Genomic DNA, 21,666 nt, shown 5'->3' with positions numbered 1-21,666 from the left:
TTTACCCATCAACAGCGAAAAATCATTCTGTCACGTTTTTGTTTTCAATGCTGCTTGACACCCACCAAGGAACCACTTAGTTAGCCGCTCATCGAACGGCAGATGACGATCGGTAAGCGGGGAAGCAAGCTTCCCACCAGGAAATTGCGGGTGTAGCTCAGTTGGTTAGAGTGCCGGCCTGTCACGCCGGAGGTCGCGGGTTCGAGCCCCGTCACTCGCGCCATCCTGGTACTAAAAGTGAATGGCTTTCCATTCAGATGCCCTTGACACGGCATCGTCAATGCGCGGGTGTAGCTCAGTCGGTTAGAGTGCCGGCCTGTCACGCCGGAGGTCGCGGGTTCGAGCCCCGTCACTCGCGCCATTTCTTTATCTTTCCAAGCTGTTATTTTGTGTGAATTGCGAAGTGCTCTATACCGGCCTTCGCTCTTGGTGTTAAAGTCTTTGTGTGCATGTGCGAAATGCGGGAAGCGCACTTGCGCACGGGCGCTGGCTGCGCTAACCAACGGCTCGTTGCAACAGTCTTTTTGGCTTGTCGGTATTCTGCCGTGAACGTCGCCCGGCGTTTTGACAAGCAAGGATGGATACGATGACTGAACTCCTCAGTTCCTACCTTCCGATCGTGGTTTTCGTCGGAATTGCGATGGTTATCGGCATTGCCCTTTTGGTGACGCCGTTTGCCGTGGCATTCAAGGCACCCGACTCGGAAAAGCTTTCGGCCTATGAATGCGGCTTCAACGCCTTTGACGATGCCCGCATCAAGTTCGATATCCGATTCTACCTCGTGTCGATTCTCTTCATCATCTTCGATCTTGAAGTTGCCTTCCTGTTTCCTTGGGCGGTCTCCTTTGGTGCGATCGGCTGGTTCGGTTTCTGGTCGATGATGGTGTTTCTCGGCGTGCTGACCGTCGGATTTATATATGAATGGAAGAAGGGAGCCCTGGAATGGGAGTGAGCCAAAGCGATCACCAGACCCTGGTTGCACCACAGCCCAAGGGTATTCTGGACCCTGCCACCGGCAAGCCGATTGGCAATGACAGCACTTTTTTCGGCGAGATCAATGATGAGCTGGCTGACAAAGGGTTTCTGGTTACCTCAACCCAGGCTCTGATCACCTGGGCGCGTACCGGGTCATTGATGTGGATGCAGTTTGGTTTGGCATGCTGCGCCGTCGAAGGCCTGATGCAGGCGTCCGGCCCGCGTTACGACATGGAGCGCTTCGGCGTTGCACCGCGTGCATCTCCGCGCCAGTCGGACGTGATGATTGTTGCGGGAACCCTGACCAACAAGATGGCGCCCGCCTTGCGCAAGGTCTATGACCAGATGCCGGAGCCGCGCTATGTGATCTCCATGGGTTCCTGTGCCAATGGCGGCGGCTACTACCACTATTCCTATTCCGTCGTCCGGGGTTGTGACCGGGTCGTGCCTGTCGACATTTATGTGCCGGGCTGTCCCCCCACGGCAGAGGCGCTGCTCTATGGCGTCCTGCTGCTTCAGAAGAAAATCCGCCGCACCGGCACGATCGAGCGCTAAGGCGAGGGACCGACAAAATGAGTGAAGCCCTGCAAGTGCTGGCATCCCATATCACCGAAAACAGCGGTGGTTTTGCTTTGTCGAGCACCGTTGCCTTTGGTGAACTGACGGTCACCACGACCGTCGAAAATATCTATGCGCTGGTGACTTTCCTGCGTGACGACGCCCGTTGCGGCTTCATCAATATTATCGACATCTGCGGTGTGGATTATCCCGAGCGTGTCGAGCGTTTCGAGGTTGTCTATCACTTCCTGGCGCCAAAGCAGAACCAGCGCATCCGCATCAAGCTGTCCACCAGCGAAGACAAGCCGGTTCCGTCGATCTGTCCGCTGTTTCCGGGCGCTGACTGGTTTGAGCGCGAGGCCTGGGATCTCTATGGCGTGATGTTTACCGGTCATCCGGATCTGCGTCGTCTGCTGACTGATTACGGTTTTGAAGGCCATCCGCTGCGCAAGGATTTTCCGCTGACAGGCTTTGTTGAAGTCCGCTATGATGACACGGTCAAGCGGGTGGTTTATGAACCGGTTGAGTTGAAGCAGGAATTCCGTAGTTTCGACTTTCTCTCGCCTTGGGAAGGTACGGATTACGTGCTGCCCGGCGATGAAAAAGCCGCGAAGTAAGGGAACGGAAGGCGAGACCATGACTGAACATTCCGTCCGTAACTTCACGATCAATTTCGGCCCTGAACATCCCTCCGCGCACGGCGTTTTGCGTCTGGTGCTGGAGCTGGACGGTGAAATCGTCGAGCGTGTCGATCCGCATATCGGCCTCTTGCACCGTGGCACCGAAAAGCTGATTGAAGCCAAGACGTACTTGCAGGCATTGCCCTATTTCGACCGGCTGGACTATGTCGCGCCGATGAACCAGGAACATGCCTATTGCCTGGCGGTGGAAAAGCTCCTCGGCCTGGAAATTCCGATCCGCGGCCAGCTGATCCGGGTTCTCTATTCCGAAATTGGCCGTATCCTGTCGCATATCATGAACGTCACCACGCAGGCGATGGACGTCGGTGCGATGACGCCACCGGTCTGGGGCTTCGAAGAGCGCGAAAAACTGATGGTGTTCTATGAGCGGGCTTCTGGCGCGCGCATGCATGCCGCCTATTTCCGTCCCGGTGGCATTCACCAGGATATTCCGGCCCAGCTGGTCGAGGATATCGGTGCCTGGTGCGATCCTTTCCTGAAAGTTCTCGATGATATTGAGGGACTGTTGACCGAGAACCGGATTTTCAAGCAACGCAATGTCGATATCGGCGTCGTCAGCCTGGAAGATGCCTGGAAATGGGGCTTCTCAGGTGTGATGGTTCGCGGTTCGGGTGCGGCTTGGGATTTGCGCCGCTCGCAGCCTTACGAATGCTATTCCGATATGGAATTCGATATTCCGGTCGGTAAGAATGGCGACTGCTACGACCGCTATCTGATCCGCATGATGGAAATGCGCGAATCGGTGAAGATCATGAAGCAATGCGTCAATCGCCTGCTCGGCGATGCGCGCGTTGGCCCGGTTTCGTCTGTGGATGGCAAGGTTGTGCCGCCGAAACGGGGTGAGATGAAGCGGTCGATGGAAGCGCTCATCCATCACTTCAAGCTTTACACTGAAGGTTTCCACGTACCGGCTGGCGAAGTTTATGCGGCCGTCGAGGCGCCGAAGGGTGAATTCGGGGTCTATCTGGTGGCGGACGGCACAAACAAGCCGTATCGCTGCAAGATCCGCGCTCCTGGGTTCGTGCATCTGCAAGCCATGGACTTCATGTCGCGCGGTCATCAGCTTGCTGACGTAACGGCGGTGCTGGGGTCTCTCGACATCGTGTTTGGTGAGGTGGATCGTTGATGCAGCTTATCCTTTCGGATCGGCAGTGTGGTGCTCGTCTTGCAACGTCGGTTGCAGGTTGGCGCTACGCATTGCAATCCGTTGGGACCGACCGGCACTGTCCCGCCAGGCCGTCTGCTCTGCAGGCGGCAATCGGGCTTTCTGCCGCATTGCTCGTCAGCGTCCGCGAGAAGGACAATCTGAACGCAGGCCGGGATGCTGTCATGGCGACGCATCAAGGTCTTCTGTTCAAAAACTGAGATAAGGCGTGAGGAAGTATGTCCGTTCGTCGTTTAGCCGAAGATCAATTCCAGCCCGCATCCTTCGCTTTTAGCGATGAGAATGCCGTTTGGGCCGAAGCCACCATCCGCAAATATCCGGAGGGTCGTCAGCAATCCGCTGTCATCCCGCTGTTGATGCGGGCGCAGGAGCAGGACGGCTGGGTTACCAAGGCGACGATCGAATTCGTCGCGGACAAGCTCGACATGCCGTATATCCGCGTGCTCGAAGTGGCGACCTTTTATACTCAGTTCCAGTTGAAGCCGGTCGGCACCAAAGCCCATATCCAGGTCTGCGGTACCACGCCCTGTATGCTGCGCGGCTCGGAAGAGCTGATGAAAATCTGTAAGAAAAAGATCCATCCGGAGCCTCTGGAGCGTAATGCGACCGGGACTCTGTCCTGGGAAGAAGTCGAGTGTCAGGGTGCCTGCGTCAACGCGCCGATGGTGATCATTTTCAAGGACGCTTATGAGGATCTGACACCTGAGCGTCTCGAAGAAATCATCGACGCCTTCGAAGCCGGCAAGGGTGTAGAGGTCAAGACAGGCCCGCAGATTGAGCGGGTGTTTTCTGCGCCTGAAGGCGGGCTGACCAGCCTGACGGAAGAGATCACCCCGGTCCGTTGGGGCGAGGGGCAATCAGGGCAGGATGAGGCAGCGGTTCCTCCATCCAACGCGGCCCGCCCGGTCACCGATACGCCGGTTACCGATCCGAAGCTGAAGACGCCTGCTACCGACAAACCGGCAGCGAGCGAGAATGCGAAAGTCTCCGGCGACACTGCCGACAAGGCCAAGGGGTGAGAGATGTTACAGGATAAGGACCGCATTTTCACCAATATCTACGGCCTCAAGGATAAGTCCCTGAAAGGCGCGATGAGCCGCGGCCACTGGGACGGGACCAAGCAGATCCTGGAAAAGGGGCGCGACTGGATCATCAATGAAATGAAGGCCTCCGGTCTTCGCGGTCGTGGCGGTGCAGGCTTTCCAACTGGTCTGAAGTGGTCCTTCATGCCGAAGGAAAGCGACGGTCGCCCGCATTATCTGGTCGTCAATGCCGATGAGTCCGAACCCGGCACCTGCAAAGACCGGGAAATCATGCGCCATGATCCGCATACGCTGCTGGAAGGCTGTGTCATCGCCGGTTTCGCCATGGGCGCCCACGCCGCCTATATTTATGTGCGCGGCGAATACATGCGCGAACGCGAAGCGCTTCAGGCGGCAATCGACGAGTGCTACGAATACGGATTGCTGGGCAAAAACAACAAGCTCGGCTGGGATTATGACATTTACGTTCACCACGGCGCAGGGGCCTATATCTGCGGCGAGGAAACGGCTCTGCTCGAAAGCCTTGAAGGCAAGAAGGGCCAGCCACGCCTGAAGCCGCCGTTCCCGGCCAATATGGGTCTCTATGGCTGCCCGACGACGGTCAACAATGTCGAATCGATCGCGGTTGCGCCGACCATCCTGCGTCGTGGCGCTGGCTGGTTCTCGTCCTTTGGCCGCCCGAACAATGTTGGCACCAAGCTGTTCATGATCTCCGGTCATGTCAACAAGCCCTGCACGGTTGAAGAGACCATGGGGATCACGTTCCGCGAACTGATCGAGCGGCATGCCGGCGGCATTCGCGGCGGTTGGGACAATCTTCTGGCTGTCATTCCCGGCGGTGCGTCCTGTCCGGTGGTCAAGGCGGAAGATATTATTGACGTCCCCATGGATTTCGATGGGCTGCGTGATGTGAAATCCTCGTTCGGTACCGCAGCGATTATCGTCATGGATAAGTCCACCGATATCATCAAGGCGATTGCCCGGCTGTCGCAGTTCTTCAAGCATGAGAGCTGCGGCCAATGCACGCCGTGCCGTGAAGGGACCGGCTGGATGTGGCGGGTGATGGAACGCATGGTGAAGGGCAATGCCCAGAAGCGCGAAATCGACATGCTGTTCCAGGTCACCAAGCAGATCGAAGGTCATACGATCTGCGCGCTTGGCGATGCGGCTGCTTGGCCGATCCAGGGTCTGATCCGTAATTTCCGGCCTGAGATCGAGGCCAGGATTGATGACTATACCCGCAAGGCCATGGACCATGGCGCGGTCATGGAAGCGGCTGAGTAACGAAGGCTCCGGTTACAGTGGTGCCGAGTAACAAAGGTGATGCGATGGTTGAGGCTTCGAAACGGACGGGAACGGATGCATCGGCAAAGCCGGCTGACACCAGCCGCGGTGCTGAGATGGCCGGATCGTCGCTGCATGCTCTGATGGCCAATCCGATGGCTGCCTTTGCGGCTGCCACGGTGCTTGGTTTCGGTTTTGCCACCCAGATGACCGGTGTGATGCTCGGTTCCATGCAAACAATGATGGACAAGCCTACCCGTCGGACGAAGGACGATGTGCCGGAAGATAAAGCTGATCATCAGGTTGCTGCCGCATCCGTTTCAGAGGTCAATTTGAAGCCTGAAACGCAGCTGCAGCCAGTCGATGCTCCGGTTTCGGATGCAGTGGTTCAGCCCAAAGTAGCACCCGCACGCCGTCCAGTCGCAAAAACCAAGAGCAAGCCGCAGGCTGCCAAGCCGGTAAAAAGCCCGGCAGTGCGTTCGGCCAAAAAGCCGACAGTCGCGCCTGTGACACCTGTAGAGGAGCCCGAAGTGAAGGCGGCGCCTGTTGCCGTCAAGCCCGCCCGGCGGCGCGGCAAGAAGGTTGATCTTAAGGCAATCGGCGGTGTCGGGCCGAAGGTTCAGGAAATGCTCAGTAAACTGGGTGTTCATGGCCTTGATGATATCGCCACCTGGACCCCCGAAGATGCGGCACGGATTGATGCGGAGCTTGGTCTTGACGGTCGCATCCTGCGTGATGACTGGATCGGACAGGCCCGCAAGCTGACCGGTGCTTGATTAGGCGGGTGTGACGGCGTCGGTTTAGGAATTGTGATTGAGATAGAATGTGTTACGACGTGTTTTGTGTCTCATGTATGAAGCACTGCACGGAAAAGATGGGCGAAGGCCTATTGGATGAATTGAGGGCGCTCTGCCGCCATGCATCCCACCTTGACTGATGGGATGCAAAGCAGGCGAGCCGTCGAGAACTGAGACATGCGTAGCGGAAAATCCTGTGCGATTTTCCTGGCCGGACTGAAGAAGCGGCGGCTGCGATGGACGTGAGACAGGAAGGCGAATATGGCAAAGCTGAAAGTCGACGGTAAGGAGATCGAGGTTCCCGATCATTTCACGCTGCTTCAGGCGTGCGAGGAAGCGGGTGCCGAAGTTCCGCGTTTTTGTTTCCACGAGCGGCTTTCGGTCGCTGGCAATTGCCGTATGTGCCTTGTCGAGGTGAAGGGCGGCCCGCCAAAGCCGGCAGCGTCCTGCGCCATGGGTGTGCGTGATATCCGCGGTGGCCCGAATGGCGAGTTACCGGAAGTCTATACCAATACGCCAATGGTCAAGAAGGCGCGTGAAGGGGTGATGGAGTTCCTCCTGATCAACCACCCGCTCGATTGTCCAATCTGTGACCAGGGCGGCGAATGCGACTTGCAGGACCAGGCCATGGCCTTCGGTATCGACAGTTCCCGCTATGGCGAGGACAAGCGCGCCGTCGAGGACAAATATATCGGGCCGCTGGTCAAGACGGTGATGAACCGTTGCATTCACTGCACGCGCTGCGTCCGCTTCACCACCGAAGTGGCCGGCATTGCCGAACTCGGCCTGATCGGTCGTGGCGAGGATGCCGAAATCACCACCTATCTCGAACAGGCAATGACCTCGGAATTGCAGGGCAATGTCGTTGATCTCTGCCCGGTCGGTGCGCTGACCTCCAAGCCCTTCGCCTTCACGGCCCGTCCGTGGGAATTGGGCAAGACCGAATCGGTCGATGTGATGGATGCGCTGGGTTCGGCGATCCGCGTCGATACGCGCGGTCGTGAAGTGATGCGTGTCATGCCGCGCGTCAATGACAGCATCAATGAAGAGTGGATTTCCGACAAGAGCCGCTTCATTTGGGACGGATTGAAGACCCAGCGTCTGGACCGGCCTTATGTGCGGCGCAATGGACGTCTCCAGCCAGCAACCTGGCCGGAAGCCTTTGCCGAGATCAAGACTGCCGTCTCGGCTACCAACGGCTCGAAGATCGGCGCGATTGCTGGTGATCTGGCGTCCGTCGAGGAAATGTATGCACTGAAGGAACTGCTGACTTCGCTTGGTTCCACCAGCTACGATTGTCGCCAGGACGGCACGGCGCTCGATCCTGTTCTTGGGCGTTCGTCCTATATCCTCAACTCGACCATCGAGGGTATCGAGGATGCCGACGCGCTGTTATTGATCGGTTGCAATCCGCGCCTTGAAGCGGCGGTCATGAATGCGCGTATCCGCAAGCGGTGGCGTCGTGGTGGCTTCCCGATCGGCGTAATCGGCGAAAACGCCGATCTGCGTTATGACTATAGCTATCTTGGTGCCGGTAGCGAGACGCTTTCCGATCTGGTAGCTGGCAAGAACAGCTTCTTTGATGCGTTGAAGACGGCTGCCAAGCCGTTGATCATCATTGGCCAGGGCGCCTTGACCCGTGGTGACGGCGCTGCCGTGCTGGCTCAGGTCGCTGCGCTTGCTGTTGCCGTCGGTGCTGTCAGCGAGAGCTGGAATGGCTTCGGTGTTCTGCATACCGCAGCGTCGCGCGTCGGTGGCCTCGATCTCGGTTTCGTGCCGGGGCAGGGGGGCAAGACGGCAGCAGAAATGCCTGGTGCAATGGATGTCCTCTTCCTGCTCGGCGCCGATGAACTGGATCTGTCGGCCAAGACCGCAAAGCTGACTGTCTATATTGGTTCGCATGGCGATAACGGCGCCCAGAATGCCGATGTTATCTTGCCGGCTGCCGCCTATACGGAAAAGTCGGGCACTTGGGTGAATACGGAAGGTCGCGTCCAGCTCGGCAATCGCGCTGGTTTCGCGCCGGGTGAGGCTCGCGAAGACTGGGCTGTGCTGCGCGCGCTTTCGGACGTGCTCGGCAAGAAGCTGCCGTTCGATTCGCTTGGCCAACTGCGACAGAAGCTCTATCAGGCCTATCCGCATTTTGCCGCGCTTGACGAGATTGCCATAGGCAATCCGGCGCAAATCGACGCCTTGGCGAAAAAAGGCGGGAACATGACCCAATCCGGGTTTGCGTCTCCGATCAAAGACTTCTATTTGACAAACCCGATTGCACGCGCGTCTGCGGTGATGGCCGAGTGTTCGGCACTGGCCCGCAATAATTTCAAGGCTGCGGCAGAGTAAGGGCAAGGGACCATGGACAGTTTCGTTTCTACCTATGTGTGGCCGGCGGCCATCATGATCGGCCAGTCCCTGCTGCTGCTGGTCTGCCTGCTGGTGTTCATTGCCTATATCCTGTTGGCAGACCGCAAGATCTGGGCGGCGGTGCAATTGCGCCGTGGTCCGAATGTGGTGGGTCCATGGGGGCTTTTCCAGTCTTTCGCCGACCTTTTGAAATTCGTGTTCAAGGAACCGATCATTCCGGCTGGCGCCAATAAAGCCGTTTTCCTGCTGGCTCCGCTTGTGGCCGTGACGCTTGCTCTGGCGACCTGGGCGGTTATTCCGCTCAACCAGGGCTGGGTGATTGCCAATATCAATGTCGGCATTCTCTATGTGTTTGCGATTTCCTCGCTGGAAGTCTACGGCATCATCATGGGGGGCTGGGCGTCCAACTCGAAATACCCATTCCTCGGTGCCCTGCGCTCTGCGGCTCAGATGGTCTCCTACGAAGTGTCGATCGGCTTCGTCATCGTCACGGTGCTGCTGTGTGCGGGATCTCTGAACCTCACCGACATCGTCAATTCCCAGAACCATGGTCTCGGCACGATGATGGGAATGCCGGCCTCGCTGCTGGACTGGCATTGGCTGTCGCTGTTTCCGATGTTTGTGATCTTCTTCATCTCGGCGCTGGCGGAAACCAATCGTCCTCCCTTTGACCTGCCTGAGGCTGAATCCGAACTGGTCGCCGGCTTCATGGTCGAATACGGCTCGACCCCTTACATGATGTTCATGCTGGGTGAGTATGCAGCCATCGTGCTGATGTGCGCCCTGACCACCATTCTGTTTCTGGGTGGCTGGCTGCCGCCGTTGGACATTGCCGTACTCAACTGGGTGCCGGGTATTATCTGGTTCATCCTCAAGGCGACGCTGGTGTTCTTCATGTTCGGCATCACCAAGGCGATCGTTCCGCGCTACCGTTATGACCAGTTGATGCGCCTGGGTTGGAAAGTGTTCCTGCCGCTGTCGCTGGCCATGGTGGTTATTGTTGCATTCGTGCTGAAGCTTGGGGGCTGGGCATGAGCCTTCACCCCGCAGATTTCGGCAGAATTGGAGTTTGAAGATGGCAAGTGTTTCCCAGGCTGTCCGCTCGCTGTTTCTGAAAGAGTTCGTCAACGCATTTTTCCTGTCGATGCGTTACTTTTTCAAGCAGAAGGCGACCGTGAACTATCCGTTTGAGAAAGGCCCCGTTAGCCCGCGCTTTCGCGGCGAGCATGCGTTGCGCCGCTATCCCAATGGCGAGGAACGTTGCATTGCCTGCAAATTATGCGAGGCGATCTGTCCGGCCCAGGCGATCACCATCGAAGCCGGCCCACGCCGCAACGATGGCACGCGCCGTACGGTTCGTTACGATATCGACATGGTAAAATGCATCTATTGCGGCTTCTGCCAGGAAGCCTGCCCGGTCGATGCGATCGTCGAAGGTCCGAATTTCGAATTCTCGACGGAATCACGCGAAGAACTCTATTTCGACAAGGCCAAGCTTTTGGCCAATGGAGATCGGTGGGAGCGGGAAATCGCGCGCAATCTTGCGCAGGATGCTCCCTACCGCTGAGATCGTCTTTTGAGGAAACCGATGGCGGCGGGACAAAATCTGTCCGTCCCGGTTTGAAATTGAAACGAAATGCATGGATGGTCCGGCCCGGGCCACTGGCATTTCATGGGACACGGCCGCGCCGCGCTCCTGGGGAAGATGAAAAGGCACCATCATGGGTCTTCAGGCAATCTTTTTCTACCTTTTCGCCTTTGTCGCGATTGCGTCGGCGTTCATGGTTATTTCGTCACGCAATCCGGTTCATTCGGTTTTGTTCCTCATCCTCACCTTCGTCAACGCGGCTGGTCTGTTCATGCTGACGGGTGCCGAGTTCCTGGCGATGATCCTGCTGGTCGTCTATGTCGGCGCGGTTGCAGTGCTCTTTCTGTTCGTGGTGATGATGCTGGACATCGACTTCACGGAATTGAGGGCAGGGGCTTCGAAACATGGTCCCCTGGCGGCCTTGATCGGTGCCATCGTTGCAGCTGAACTGATCTTCGTGATCGGCGGTTCGGTCATTTCGCCTGCGGCCAAGCAGGCGATCACCATGCCGATCCCGGCACTGGCGGACCGTCAGAACACGGCGGCGCTCGGCGATGTGCTCTATACCAATTATGTCTTCTTCTTCCAAATTGCCGGCCTTGTGCTGCTGGTGGCCATGATCGGCGCCATCGTGCTGACTCTGCGTCACCGCCAGCACATCAAGCGGCAGAATATCGCATACCAGGTTGCACGTGGACCAGCGACTGCCATCAAGGTGGTCAAGGTCAAGCCCGGCCAGGGCATCTGAGCTGAAGGCAAGGGATCTCAAGGAAACGAACAATGGAAATCGGACTTTCCCATTATCTCACCGTCAGCGCGATCCTGTTCATGCTGGGCGTCTTCGGTATCTTCCTCAACCGAAAGAACATCATCGTTATTCTGATGTCGGTGGAACTCATTCTTCTGGCGGTAAACGTCAACATGGTGGCCTTCTCATCATTCCTCAATGATATCGTCGGCCAGGTTTTCGCGCTGTTTATCCTGACCGTCGCGGCTGCGGAAGCGGCGATCGGCCTTGCTATCCTCGTTGTCTTCTACCGCAACCGCGGATCGATCGCCGTTGAAGACGTCAACATGATGAAGGGCTGATACGGCTATGCTATTGTATAAGACAATCGTCTTTCTTCCGCTGCTTGGCGCGCTCATCGCCGGCCTGTTCGGTCGCCAGATCGGCGCCAAGGCATCGGAATTCATCACCACCGGCTTCATGGTGCTGACTGCGGCCCTGTCCTGGTACGTGTTCATCTCGGTTGGCTTCGGTCATTCTGAGCTGATCAAGGTTCCGGTTTTACGCTGGATTCAGGTCGGTGGCATCGACGTTGAATGGGCGCTGAGGATCGATACGCTGACAGCGGTCATGCTGGTGGTGGTCAACAGCGTCTCGACGCTGGTGCATCTCTATTCCATCGGCTACATGCATCACGATCCGCATCGTCCACGCTTTTTCAGCTATCTGTCGCTGTTTACCTTTGCAATGTTGATGCTGGTCACGTCAGACAATCTCCTGCAGATGTTCTTCGGCTGGGAAGGCGTCGGTCTGGCCTCTTATCTGTTGATCGGTTTCTGGTTCAAGAAGCCTTCGGCAACGGCTGCTGCGATGAAAGCCTTCATCGTCAACCGTGTCGGCGACTTTGGCTTTATTCTCGGCATCGCCACGCTGTTCGTGCTGTTTGGCTCGATCAATTTCGAAACGATTTTCGCTTCTGCTCAGACATATCTGCCAGCCGAAGGCGCACCTGCCGGTGACGCTGTCATCAATCTGTTCGGTATGCATCTCGACAAGGGCCATGCGGTAACCGCAGCCTGCCTGCTGCTGTTCATGGGGGCCATGGGTAAGTCGGCACAGTTCCTGCTGCATACCTGGCTGCCGGATGCGATGGAGGGGCCGACACCGGTTTCGGCTCTGATCCACGCGGCAACCATGGTCACCGCCGGTGTCTTCCTCGTCGCCCGCATGTCGCCGGTCTTCGAACTGTCGCCGGATGCCCTGATGGTCGTCACCATCGTCGGTGCGATCACTGCCTTCTTTGCGGCAACTGTCGGTCTCGTGCAGAACGACATCAAACGGGTGATTGCCTATTCGACCTGCTCGCAGCTTGGCTACATGTTCGTGGCGCTTGGCGTCGGTGCTTATGGGGCGGCTATTTTCCACCTGTTCACGCACGCATTCTTCAAGGCCCTGTTGTTCCTTGGTGCCGGTTCGGTCATTCACGCCGTGGATGGTGAACAGGACATGCGTCACATGGGTGGGCTTCGCAAGCATATCCCAGTGACCTTCTGGGCGATGACCATCGGCAATCTGGCGCTGACAGGTGTCGGCATTCCTGGAACGATGATCGGTACGGCAGGCTTCTTCTCCAAGGATGCGATTATCGAATCCTCCTTTGCCGCTGGCACAGGTGTTTCAACCTTTGCCTTCGTGCTTCTGGTCATTGCCGCCCTGTTCACTAGCTTCTATTCCTGGCGCCTGGCGTTCATGACCTTCTTCGGCAAGCCGCGCGCCTCGCACGAAGTCATGCATCATGTGCATGAATCACCTCAGGTCATGCTGGTGCCGCTTTACCTTCTGACCGCAGGAGCCTTGTTCGCTGGCTTTATCTTCCATGACTATTTCTTTGGCGAAGCCTATGCCGAGTTCTGGAAGGGTGCGCTGTTTACCGGTGCGCATAATGAAGTCCTCCACGAGGTGCATCACGTTCCGACCTGGGTGAAGCTCAGCCCGTTTGTTGCTATGCTCGTCGGCCTGGTCACCGCTTGGTACATGTATATCAAGTCGCCGGAAACGCCGAAGAAGCTGGCGCAAAGCCAGTGGCTTCTCTACCAATTCCTGCTCAACAAGTGGTATTTCGACGAGCTTTATGACTTCCTCTTCGTACGGTCGGCCAAGGCGCTTGGACGGTTCCTGTGGAAGAAGGGCGATGTTGCCACCATTGATGCCTATGGTCCGAATGGCGTTGCTGCCGGGGTCGCAGGTCTGACGCAGCGGGTTGTCCGGCTGCAATCCGGCTATCTCTACCACTATGCGTTCGCAATGCTGCTCGGAATTGCAGCGCTTATTACCTGGATGATGCTCGGGAGTTCGATCTGATGACCGATTGGCCAATTCTTTCAACGGTCACCTTTCTGCCGCTGGTCGGGGTTGCCCTGCTGCTGCTGATGAATGGCGACACTCCGTCCGGACGCCGGAACGTTCTCAACATTTCGCTGTTGACGACGGTCGCGACCTTCATTGTCTCGCTGTTCATCTGGATCGGTTTCGATAACGCCAATCCAGGCTTCCAGATGGTGGAAAATCATCCCTGGCTCGGCACCGGCATCGCCTATCACCTCGGCGTCGATGGCATTTCTATGCTTTTCGTGGTGTTGACGGCGTTTCTCATGCCATTCTGCGTGCTCGCCAGCTGGACCTCGGTCCAGAAGCGGATCAAGGAATACATGATCGCCTTCCTCATCCTTGAAGTGATGATGGTCGGCGTGTTCGTGTCGCTCGATATCGTGCTTTTCTACGTGTTCTTCGAAGCTGGCCTGATCCCGATGTTCATCATCATCGGTGTCTGGGGTGGCAAGGATCGCGTCTACGCTTCCTATAAGTTCTTCCTCTATACGCTGCTCGGCTCCGTGCTGATGATGCTGGCGATCATGGCGATGTACTGGGATGCCGGCACGACCGATATCGCAGCGCTTCTGGCTCATAAATTCCCGCCGCACCTGCAGACGGTGCTATGGCTGGCCTTCTTCGCCTCGTTTGCGGTAAAGATGCCGATGTGGCCTGTCCACACTTGGCTTCCCGACGCCCACGTCCAGGCGCCGACCGCTGGTTCGGTCATTCTGGCGGGCATCATGCTGAAGCTCGGCGGTTATGGGTTCATCCGCTTTTCGCTGGCGATGTTCCCGCTAGCCTCCGACTATTTTGCACCGGCGGTCTTTGCGCTCTCCGTTATCGCCATCATCTACACCTCGCTTGTGGCGCTGATGCAGGAGGATATGAAGAAGCTGATTGCCTATTCCTCCATTGCTCACATGGGTTATGTGACGATGGGTATCTTTGCGGCCAATACCCAAGGATTGCAGGGTGCGGTTTTCCAGATGATCAGCCACGGCTTTGTCTCAGGCGCGCTGTTTCTCTGCGTCGGCGTGATCTATGATCGCATGCATACCCGCGAAATCGTCGCCTATGGCGGTCTCGCCAACAACATGCCGAAATACGCGCTGGCCTTTATGATCTTCACTATGGCCAATGTCGGCCTGCCTGGCACCTCGGGCTTTATCGGCGAATTCCTGACGCTGATCGGTGCGTTCCGGGCCAATAGCTGGGTGGCATTGTTTGCTGCCACCGGCGTTATCCTGTCGGCAGCCTACGCGCTCTGGCTCTATCGCCGGGTCGTTTTCGGAGCGCTGGACAAGGAGAGCCTGAAAGCGCTTCTCGATCTGTCGTTCCGCGAAAAGGTCACGCTTTATCCGTTGATCGCGCTCACCATCCTGTTCGGTGTCTATCCGGCCCCGATCTTCGACGTGACGACGGCTTCGGTGGATGCGCTTTTGAATAACTACACCGCTGCTCTGCAGGCTGCGCAAAATGTTGCGCTCCTGGTGAACTGACGACAGGATCATTGGACATGAATGCTGAAACTCTCCTTGCAAGCCTGCATCTCGTCACGCCGGAGCTTCTGCTTGCGGTTGGCGCGCTGGTATTGCTGATGATCGGCGTGTTCACCAACAAGACCTCGTTGGTGACAGGCCTGGCGGTGGCGCTTCTCGCCGCCGCCTGTGCGTGGATCCTGTTGATGCCCGCCGACGGTGTCGCCTTCGGCGGTGCCTATATCTCCGACGGTTATGCCCGTTTCATGAAGGTCCTGGCCCTGATCGGTTCCATCACCACCATGGTCATGGCGTTCGGTCAGGCACGAGCCAACGATCTCGACAAGTTCGAGTTTCCGGTCTTGCTGGTGTTGGCGACGCTGGGCATTCTGTTGATGATCTCGGCCAATAGCCTGATCTCTCTTTATATGTCGCTGGAACTCCAGTCTCTGGCGCTCTACGTCATCGCCGCCATGAACCGCGACAGCGCGCGGTCTTCGGAAGCTGGCCTGAAATATTTCGTGCTTGGTGCCCTGTCGTCGGGCATGTTGCTCTACGGCATGTCTCTGGTCTACGGCTTTACCGGCAATGTCGAGTTCGACAAGATCGCTGCCGTCCTGGCTGCTGGTCACACCAATCTCGGACTTATTTTCGGTCTTGTCTTCGTGCTGGCCGGTCTCGCCTTCAAGATTTCCGCTGTTCCCTTTCATATGTGGACACCGGATGTTTATGAAGGTGCGCCGACCCCCGTCACGGCCTTTCTTGCCGCCGCCCCAAAGGTTGGCGCTATGGCGATCTTGGTTCGCATCGTCATCGACGCCTTCCAGCCGATTACCGCTGAATGGCAGCAGATCGTCGTGTTTATTGCGATCGCCTCCATGGTTCTGGGTTCGGTAGCCGCCATCGGCCAGCGCAATATCAAGCGCCTGATGGCCTATTCCTCCATTGGTCATATGGGTTACGCTCTGGTCGGCCTGGCCGCTGGCTCCAAGCAGGGCATCGAGGGCGTTCTGCTCTATATGCTGATCTACCTGATCATGAACCTCGGTACCTTTGCCTGCATCATGGCGATGCGGACCAAAGAGGGGGAAGCGCTTGAAACAGTGGATGATCTGGCTGGCCTGTCGCAGACCCGTCCGTTCATGGCCTTTGTTCTGACGGCACTGATGTTCTCGCTGGCCGGCATTCCGCCGCTCGCTGGCTTCTTCGGGAAGTATTTCGTCTTCCTGGCGGCTATCGAGGCACATCTTTATGCCCTGGCGATCATTGGTGTTCTGGCCTCGGTTATCGGCGCCTACTACTACCTGCGCCTCGTCAAGGTCATGTGGTTCGATGATGCTAAGATCGAGTTTGCCGCGACGTCTGGCACGTTGCGGGTGGTCTTTGGCCTGTCCGGTCTGTTCGTCATTGCCTATGTGTTGATCGGCGGACCGATCGGCAGTGCGGCGTCGGCAGCGGCAGCGACTCTGTTCCGTTGAGCGACTATTCCACCCATCGTCGGAAGGCGCTCGACGCCTTCCGACATATTGCGCTGGACGAGGTGGATTCCACCAACCAGCAATGCTTGATCAGAGCCCGTGACGGTGATCCGGGAGATCTCTGGATCACAGCCAACCGCCAGACAGGCGGGCGAGGGCGTCGTGGCAGGCCTTGGGCCTCGGAGCCCGGCAATCTCTACAGCTCTCTTTTATTGATCGATCCGGCGCCTTTGGCCGATTTGGCTTCGCTTCCTCTGGCCGTGGCCGTGGCCGTGCATGATGCGATTGGCGTCGTGTTGCCGTCGGGTGCACCGCCTTTGGAAATCAAATGGCCGAATGATGTGCTGATTGGTCGTGCCAAGACCTCCGGCATTCTGTTGGAAGCGGAGCGGACACCGGATGGCCGCAACGCCCTGGTCATCGGCATCGGCATCAATCTTGTTTTCAAACCCACTGAAACGCCGTATCCCACGGCCTCGCTCGCCGAGCACGGCGCTGCCGTGACGCCCGATGAGCTTTTCACGCATCTTTTCGCCGCCATGGCCGATGCACTGGCGCTCTGGGATCGGGGCCGTGGCGTCAAGGCCGTGATGCAGCGCTGGCGGCAGGTGGCTTGTGGGATCGGTGAGAAAATCACCGTCAATCTCCCGGATCGGTCGATTTCCGGTGTGTTTTCAGGAATCGATGATAAAGGGATATTATTGCTCGACCGGGGCTCGCTAGGCATCACGCCAGTTGCGGCGGGAGATGTGTTTTTCGAGCCGAATGGGCCAAGGAAAGAATGACAAAGACAGACGAACTGGTATTTCTGCCGCTGGGCGGCGTGGGTGAAATCGGCATGAACCTGGCGCTTTACGGCTTTGGCCCGCCGAAGAACCGGGAATGGATCATGGTGGATTGCGGTGTGACCTTCCCTGGTCCCGATCTGCCTGGTGTGGATCTGGTGCTGCCTGACATCCGCTTCGTTCTCTCGCAGAAAAACAGGCTCAAGGCGATCTTCATCACCCACGCGCATGAAGATCATTATGGCGGGCTAAACGATATCTGGCCGGGCCTGAATGTGCCGGTCTATGCCTCGGGTTTTACCGCTGGCATGTTGGAAGCCAAGCGGAATTATGAGGGAACCCGGGCTGAAATTCCGGTAACGCCCTTCAAGCCAGGCGACAAGGTCCATGTCGGCCCCTTTGTTGTCGAGGCTTCGGACGTCAACCATTCCATTCCCGAGCCGATGTCGCTGATTATTCGCACACCGCTTGGCAATGTCATTCATACTGGAGACTGGAAGATTGACCATGCGCCGTCGCTTGGCCCGCTGACCGATGAGGCGCGGTTCCGCGCTCTTGGTGACGAGGGCGTTCTGGCGGTGATGTGCGATAGCACCAACGCGATGCGGGAGGGCGTTTCGCCCTCCGAGCAGGAAGTCTCGGAAGGATTGCGCAAGATCATCCAAACAGCAGAGGGGCGCGTGGCGATCACCACGTTTTCCTCCAATGTCGGACGTATCCGCTCGATTGCCAAGGCAGCCGAGGCAGCAGGCCGCGAAGTCCTGCTGTTGGGCAGCTCCCTGAAGCGGGTCGTCGGTGTGGCGCGCGATGTCGGGCTGATGGAAGGCGTGCAGCCCTTTATCGCCGAGGACGAATATGGGTACATTCCCCGCGATAAGGTCGTGGTGATCCTGACAGGTAGCCAAGGTGAGTCGCGCGCGGCGCTTGCCAAGCTGTCGCGCGATGAAATGCGCAACGTGGCGCTGACCAAAGGCGATACAGTTGTTTTTTCGTCTCGCGCTATTCCCGGCAATGAAAAGCCGATCAACGATATCAAGAATGGCCTGATCGAGCAGGGCGTAACCATCGTTACCGATAGCGACGCGCTTGTGCATGTCTCCGGTCACCCACGCCGCAACGAACTTTTGCAGATGTACCAATGGACGCGCCCGCAAATTCTCGTCCCTGTTCATGGCGAGGCGGCCCATCTAACGGCGCAGCAGAAACTGGCTCTGGAGGCCGGGATTGCCCAGGTGCCGAAAGTGCGCAATGGCGACATTCTGCGGCTGGCGCCTGGTCCTGCCGAAGTCATCGGTGAAGCGCCGTATGGCCGGGTTTTCAAGGACGGCAAACTGCTGGGCGATTTCGAGCAGATGGGCATTGGTGAGCGGCGCAAGCTGTCTTTTGCAGGCCATGTCTCGGTTAGTGTCCTCCTGGACGAACGCTTCGAGTTCCGCGACGATCCTGAAGTGGTCGCCCATGGCCTGCCAGCGGAAGATCTGGAAGGCGATGACATGGAGGATATTCTCTATGACGCCGTGCTGAGCGCGGTCGAGAGCATTCCGCGCACGCGGCGCAAGGATCTTGGCGCCTTGCGTGAAAGTATCCGTCGTGCTGTGCGCTCTACTGCCAATGAGTGCTGGGGCAAGAAGCCTGTCGTTACGGTTTTTGTGACCAAGGTCTGATTGCCGGGGTCACTGGCAAGGGATATTTCTGGAGCTGGAATACCTCAGCTATCAACAATGCATAGAGCGCCAGTCATCTTGTGATGACGGCGCTCTATGGGCGCAGATATGGGAGAAGCGTATGCTGGGCAGGGTCAATCATATCGCCATCGCCGTGCCAGATCTTGGCTCTGCCGTTGAGACTTACGCTGACATGCTTGGCGCGACGGTTTCCGAAGCTCAAGCCTTGCCGGAGCATGGTGTGACGGTGGTTTTTGTCGAACTCCCAAATACCAAGGTCGAACTGCTGGCGCCGCTGGGCCATCATTCCCCGATCAAAGCCTTTCTCGAGAAATCGCCCAATGGTGGCATGCACCACATTTGCTATGAAGTGGATGATATTTACGCTGCGCGGGACCGCTTGATCTCCAAAGGTGCCCGCGTTTTGGGAGATGGCGAACCGAAAATCGGCGCGCATGGCAAGCCGGTACTTTTTCTGCATCCCAAGGATTTTAATGGGACATTGATCGAACTCGAGCAACTTTAGCTCATGCTGGATCCTTATGGCGGTTCGGTTTCAATGAATTTTCGGAATACGGGCAATGACCTTTATTTCAAAATCGAAGCCAGCTAGCCAGGTGACCCCAACGGCCGTCCAGTTCGGATAGGGTGCGCTGTGAAAGATCTCCTGCTTGACGGGCATTATGATTGGAAACTGCTGTTCGGGGTCCGTGTGAAACGTCGTTACATCGACGATATCCTCCACGCCGCATCCCGCAGCACCCAAGACGGCCTTGAGATTTTCAAAAGCCAGTTGGACTTGACGCTTGAAATCAGGCTCGGGTGTTCCATCGTCACGGCTGCCGACCTGACCTGAGACAAACAACAGGTCACCGGAGCGTATGGCGGCGGAATAACCGTGTTCTTCGTAAAGAGCATGTCGGTTGGCAGGAAAGATTGCTTCGCGCTCAGTCATTTTTCTCTCTTTTCTGGGTTATCGGATGACAATGCGAGTGGGTCCGCGCGACGCTTCACAACGCAGCCGTTATTTCGTATACGATTCGTATCCAAGGTAACCGCATACGATCCGTATGTCAAATTCACATGCATATCGTATATGAAATGAGGTCTGAATGGCAAAGTCCCGACGAGAAACCATGGAGGAAAACCGCATCAAATTGATTGCGGCTGGTCGAAAAGCCTTTGCTGAAAAGGGCTATTCGGCTGCGTCCATGGACGAGTTAACCGCCGACGCGGGGCTGACGCGCGGTGCGCTTTATCACAACTTTGGCGACAAGCGTGGTCTGTTGGCGGCGGTTGTCGACCAGATCGATTCGGAAATGGCCGCGCGCGCCCAGCAAATCGGTTCTCATGCCGCGACGGACTGGCAGCGCCTGCTGGCTGAGGGCGTGGCCTATATTGAAATGGCAATGGAGCCGGAGGTGCAGCGTATCGTGTTGCTTGACGGCCCCGCAGTGTTGGGTGACCCCTCCAAATGGCCAAGCCAGAATACCTGTCTTCAGATAACCCGGCAGGTCTTGGAGAACCTTATTGCTCAAAAGGTCCTAAAGCCGGTTGATGCAGAAGCCGCTGCACGGCTTCTGAGCGGGGCCGCTCTTGATGCGGCACTTTGGATTGCGGCCAGCGACAATCCGGAAAATGTCTTGCCAAAGGCGGTCGAGGCTTTCCGCGCCATGGCTGAAGGCTTGCTTCGCAATCCGCTTTGATCGGTTTGCCCACGCCGCCGGATTGAACAATCACGGTGTGAAAGGTACTGCCGATAGCCTCGGGTTTTCCCGAAAACCGGTTTCCACTTTTCGGCCCAATGCTGTAGATTGCACTCTTGCGACTGTGTTTGGGGTGCATTTCGGGGAGGAAGAGTGATGTCGTGGGTTACCGGTGGAGCGATCTATTTCATTCTCTGGTGGGTCACACTATTTGCTGTCCTGCCCTTTGGAGTGCGGACTCAGGACGAAGAAAGCGACATCGTTCCTGGCACCGTGGCCAGCGCCCCAGCAGGCTTCCGCTTCTGGCGGGTGATGGGTACCACGACAATTGTCGCTGCCGTCATCTTTTTTGGCTGGAATTTCGTGTCCGGCTATTTCGGCTTCAGCTTTGCTGACCTGCCGCACGTCATGCCTGATATTCGCTGAGGGCCTGATATTCTCGGAGCGCTAGGTTTGTCCCGTAAGCGGACAGCACCCGTATGGGCAAAAAAAAACAAGGCCCGAAGACCTTGTTATTGAAATGTCGCGTGACCTTTCACCAATTAAGGGGCTGCGAATGACCGCGCCTAAGATCTGATCCTCCCAAGACTTTAACCGCGAAATCGGCAGAAATTTAAGCTTTCTGCCTGTTTTGTGAGCGTAAACTAGCTCAACAAGGCAGGCTTGTCATCAACTTTTTGCATTTTTGTTACAGCTTTCTAAAAAAAGAAATTGAACTGGAAGTTTTTGCTGATTTGTCAATATTTTGACATGGTTGGACCGTGAGCGAATGCTCAGGCGTGAGTGATTTGCCCCGGTTTTGGAGCTGGAACTCGGTTTTTTGCCAGGTGTTCAGTCATGAGCCAGCCAAAACAAGCCGATCGTTAAGATGTCTCTGCATGAGGCAGATTGGGCCGCAGGGCCTTGTTATCCTTCGCCGCCGTGCACAAAAGGACGGGGCGGGTTTTCTTCCGCGTGCGAAACGGTTAGAAGGCTTCAAG

General features: G+C 57.0%; 22 protein-coding genes and 2 tRNA genes. 23 read left to right on the top strand and 1 reads right to left on the bottom strand.

The features are described from left to right. Positions 1 to 146: 146 nt before the first annotated feature. From IEI95_RS19845 to mce, 21 genes are all read left to right on the top strand, one after another. A tRNA-Asp gene (locus tag IEI95_RS19845) sits at positions 147 to 223 on the top strand. A gap of 61 nt (positions 224 to 284) precedes the next feature. After that, positions 285 to 361: transfer RNA gene (locus IEI95_RS19840), tRNA-Asp, on the top strand. Positions 362 to 586: 225 nt separating this feature from the next. Next, the gene (locus IEI95_RS19835) at positions 587 to 952 is read left to right on the top strand and encodes an NADH-quinone oxidoreductase subunit A (protein WP_041697832.1); all 366 of its coding nucleotides are present in this window, start codon (positions 587 to 589) and stop codon (positions 950 to 952) included. Further along, complete coding sequence (locus IEI95_RS19830; protein WP_156533301.1) at positions 943 to 1,530, top strand: NuoB/complex I 20 kDa subunit family protein; 588 nt, start codon at positions 943 to 945, stop codon at positions 1,528 to 1,530. Before IEI95_RS19835 ends, IEI95_RS19830 begins: the two co-directional genes overlap by 10 nt. A gap of 17 nt (positions 1,531 to 1,547) precedes the next feature. Next, positions 1,548 to 2,150: an NADH-quinone oxidoreductase subunit C gene (locus IEI95_RS19825; protein WP_156533300.1), complete on the top strand. Its 603-nt coding sequence runs from the start codon at positions 1,548 to 1,550 to the stop codon at positions 2,148 to 2,150. A 19-nt stretch (positions 2,151 to 2,169) separates the two neighbouring features. Then, a complete protein-coding gene (locus IEI95_RS19820) occupies positions 2,170 to 3,360 on the top strand; it encodes an NADH-quinone oxidoreductase subunit D (RefSeq protein WP_071204609.1) in 1,191 nt (396 codons plus the stop codon). Then, positions 3,360 to 3,599 carry a hypothetical protein gene (locus IEI95_RS19815; protein WP_041696442.1) on the top strand — a complete coding sequence of 80 codons (240 nt, stop codon included), beginning with the start codon at positions 3,360 to 3,362 and terminating at the stop codon, positions 3,597 to 3,599. The genes IEI95_RS19820 and IEI95_RS19815 overlap by 1 nt, the downstream gene beginning before the upstream one ends. Positions 3,600 to 3,617: 18 nt before the next feature. Continuing rightward, positions 3,618 to 4,418, top strand: coding sequence for an NADH-quinone oxidoreductase subunit NuoE (gene nuoE / locus IEI95_RS19810; protein WP_156533299.1), 801 nt, complete (start codon positions 3,618 to 3,620; stop codon positions 4,416 to 4,418). Between the two features lie 3 nt (positions 4,419 to 4,421). Next, entirely contained in the window at positions 4,422 to 5,726 is a 1,305-nt protein-coding gene (gene nuoF, locus IEI95_RS19805; protein WP_015915653.1) for an NADH-quinone oxidoreductase subunit NuoF, read from the top strand. Between the two features lie 44 nt (positions 5,727 to 5,770). Next, the gene (locus IEI95_RS19800; RefSeq protein WP_156533298.1) at positions 5,771 to 6,502 is read left to right on the top strand and encodes a helix-hairpin-helix domain-containing protein; all 732 of its coding nucleotides are present in this window, start codon (positions 5,771 to 5,773) and stop codon (positions 6,500 to 6,502) included. Between the two features lie 282 nt (positions 6,503 to 6,784). After that, positions 6,785 to 8,866, top strand: coding sequence for an NADH-quinone oxidoreductase subunit NuoG (nuoG, locus tag IEI95_RS19795; RefSeq protein WP_156533297.1), 2,082 nt, complete (start codon positions 6,785 to 6,787; stop codon positions 8,864 to 8,866). 12 nt (positions 8,867 to 8,878) lie between these two features. Next, positions 8,879 to 9,922: an NADH-quinone oxidoreductase subunit NuoH gene (gene nuoH, locus IEI95_RS19790; protein ID WP_015915656.1), complete on the top strand. Its 1,044-nt coding sequence runs from the start codon at positions 8,879 to 8,881 to the stop codon at positions 9,920 to 9,922. Between the two features lie 40 nt (positions 9,923 to 9,962). After that, entirely contained in the window at positions 9,963 to 10,454 is a 492-nt protein-coding gene (gene nuoI, locus IEI95_RS19785) for an NADH-quinone oxidoreductase subunit NuoI (protein ID WP_015915657.1), read from the top strand. Positions 10,455 to 10,608: 154 nt separating this feature from the next. Continuing rightward, the gene (locus IEI95_RS19780; RefSeq protein WP_156533296.1) at positions 10,609 to 11,223 is read left to right on the top strand and encodes an NADH-quinone oxidoreductase subunit J; all 615 of its coding nucleotides are present in this window, start codon (positions 10,609 to 10,611) and stop codon (positions 11,221 to 11,223) included. A 32-nt stretch (positions 11,224 to 11,255) separates the two neighbouring features. Next, a complete protein-coding gene (gene nuoK, locus IEI95_RS19775; RefSeq protein ID WP_015915659.1) occupies positions 11,256 to 11,564 on the top strand; it encodes an NADH-quinone oxidoreductase subunit NuoK in 309 nt (102 codons plus the stop codon). Positions 11,565 to 11,571: 7 nt separating this feature from the next. Beyond that, positions 11,572 to 13,563: an NADH-quinone oxidoreductase subunit L gene (gene nuoL / locus IEI95_RS19770; protein WP_156533295.1), complete on the top strand. Its 1,992-nt coding sequence runs from the start codon at positions 11,572 to 11,574 to the stop codon at positions 13,561 to 13,563. Then, complete coding sequence (locus tag IEI95_RS19765) at positions 13,563 to 15,074, top strand: NADH-quinone oxidoreductase subunit M (protein ID WP_156533294.1); 1,512 nt, start codon at positions 13,563 to 13,565, stop codon at positions 15,072 to 15,074. The genes nuoL and IEI95_RS19765 overlap by 1 nt, the downstream gene beginning before the upstream one ends. Positions 15,075 to 15,091: 17 nt before the next feature. After that, complete coding sequence (nuoN, locus tag IEI95_RS19760) at positions 15,092 to 16,531, top strand: NADH-quinone oxidoreductase subunit NuoN (protein ID WP_070150443.1); 1,440 nt, start codon at positions 15,092 to 15,094, stop codon at positions 16,529 to 16,531. Then, on the top strand, positions 16,528 to 17,316 hold the full coding sequence (locus tag IEI95_RS19755) for a biotin--[acetyl-CoA-carboxylase] ligase (RefSeq protein WP_156533293.1): 789 nt from the start codon (positions 16,528 to 16,530) through the stop codon (positions 17,314 to 17,316). The genes nuoN and IEI95_RS19755 overlap by 4 nt, the downstream gene beginning before the upstream one ends. After that, a complete protein-coding gene (locus IEI95_RS19750; protein WP_015915664.1) occupies positions 17,313 to 18,980 on the top strand; it encodes a ribonuclease J in 1,668 nt (555 codons plus the stop codon). The genes IEI95_RS19755 and IEI95_RS19750 overlap by 4 nt, the downstream gene beginning before the upstream one ends. 121 nt (positions 18,981 to 19,101) lie before the next feature. Then, the gene (mce, locus tag IEI95_RS19745; RefSeq protein ID WP_156533292.1) at positions 19,102 to 19,506 is read left to right on the top strand and encodes a methylmalonyl-CoA epimerase; all 405 of its coding nucleotides are present in this window, start codon (positions 19,102 to 19,104) and stop codon (positions 19,504 to 19,506) included. 30 nt (positions 19,507 to 19,536) lie between these two features. Here mce and IEI95_RS19740 read toward each other — a convergent pair whose 3' ends face one another. Then, entirely contained in the window at positions 19,537 to 19,935 is a 399-nt protein-coding gene (locus IEI95_RS19740) for a RidA family protein (protein ID WP_156533291.1), read from the bottom strand. A gap of 157 nt (positions 19,936 to 20,092) precedes the next feature. Here IEI95_RS19740 and IEI95_RS19735 point away from each other — a divergent pair, with 157 nt between their 5' ends. Further along, entirely contained in the window at positions 20,093 to 20,686 is a 594-nt protein-coding gene (locus IEI95_RS19735) for a TetR/AcrR family transcriptional regulator (protein WP_156533290.1), read from the top strand. Positions 20,687 to 20,842: 156 nt separating this feature from the next. Continuing rightward, complete coding sequence (locus IEI95_RS19730) at positions 20,843 to 21,112, top strand: DUF1467 family protein (RefSeq protein ID WP_156533289.1); 270 nt, start codon at positions 20,843 to 20,845, stop codon at positions 21,110 to 21,112. The last annotated feature ends 554 nt before the right edge of the window (positions 21,113 to 21,666 follow it).

It is taken from the genome of Agrobacterium vitis, assembly GCF_014926405.1.
Lineage (GTDB): Bacteria > Pseudomonadota > Alphaproteobacteria > Rhizobiales > Rhizobiaceae > Allorhizobium > Allorhizobium vitis_H.
Note: the sequence above shows the minus strand (reverse complement) of the source record. Positions and strands in the feature narration are given on the sequence as shown.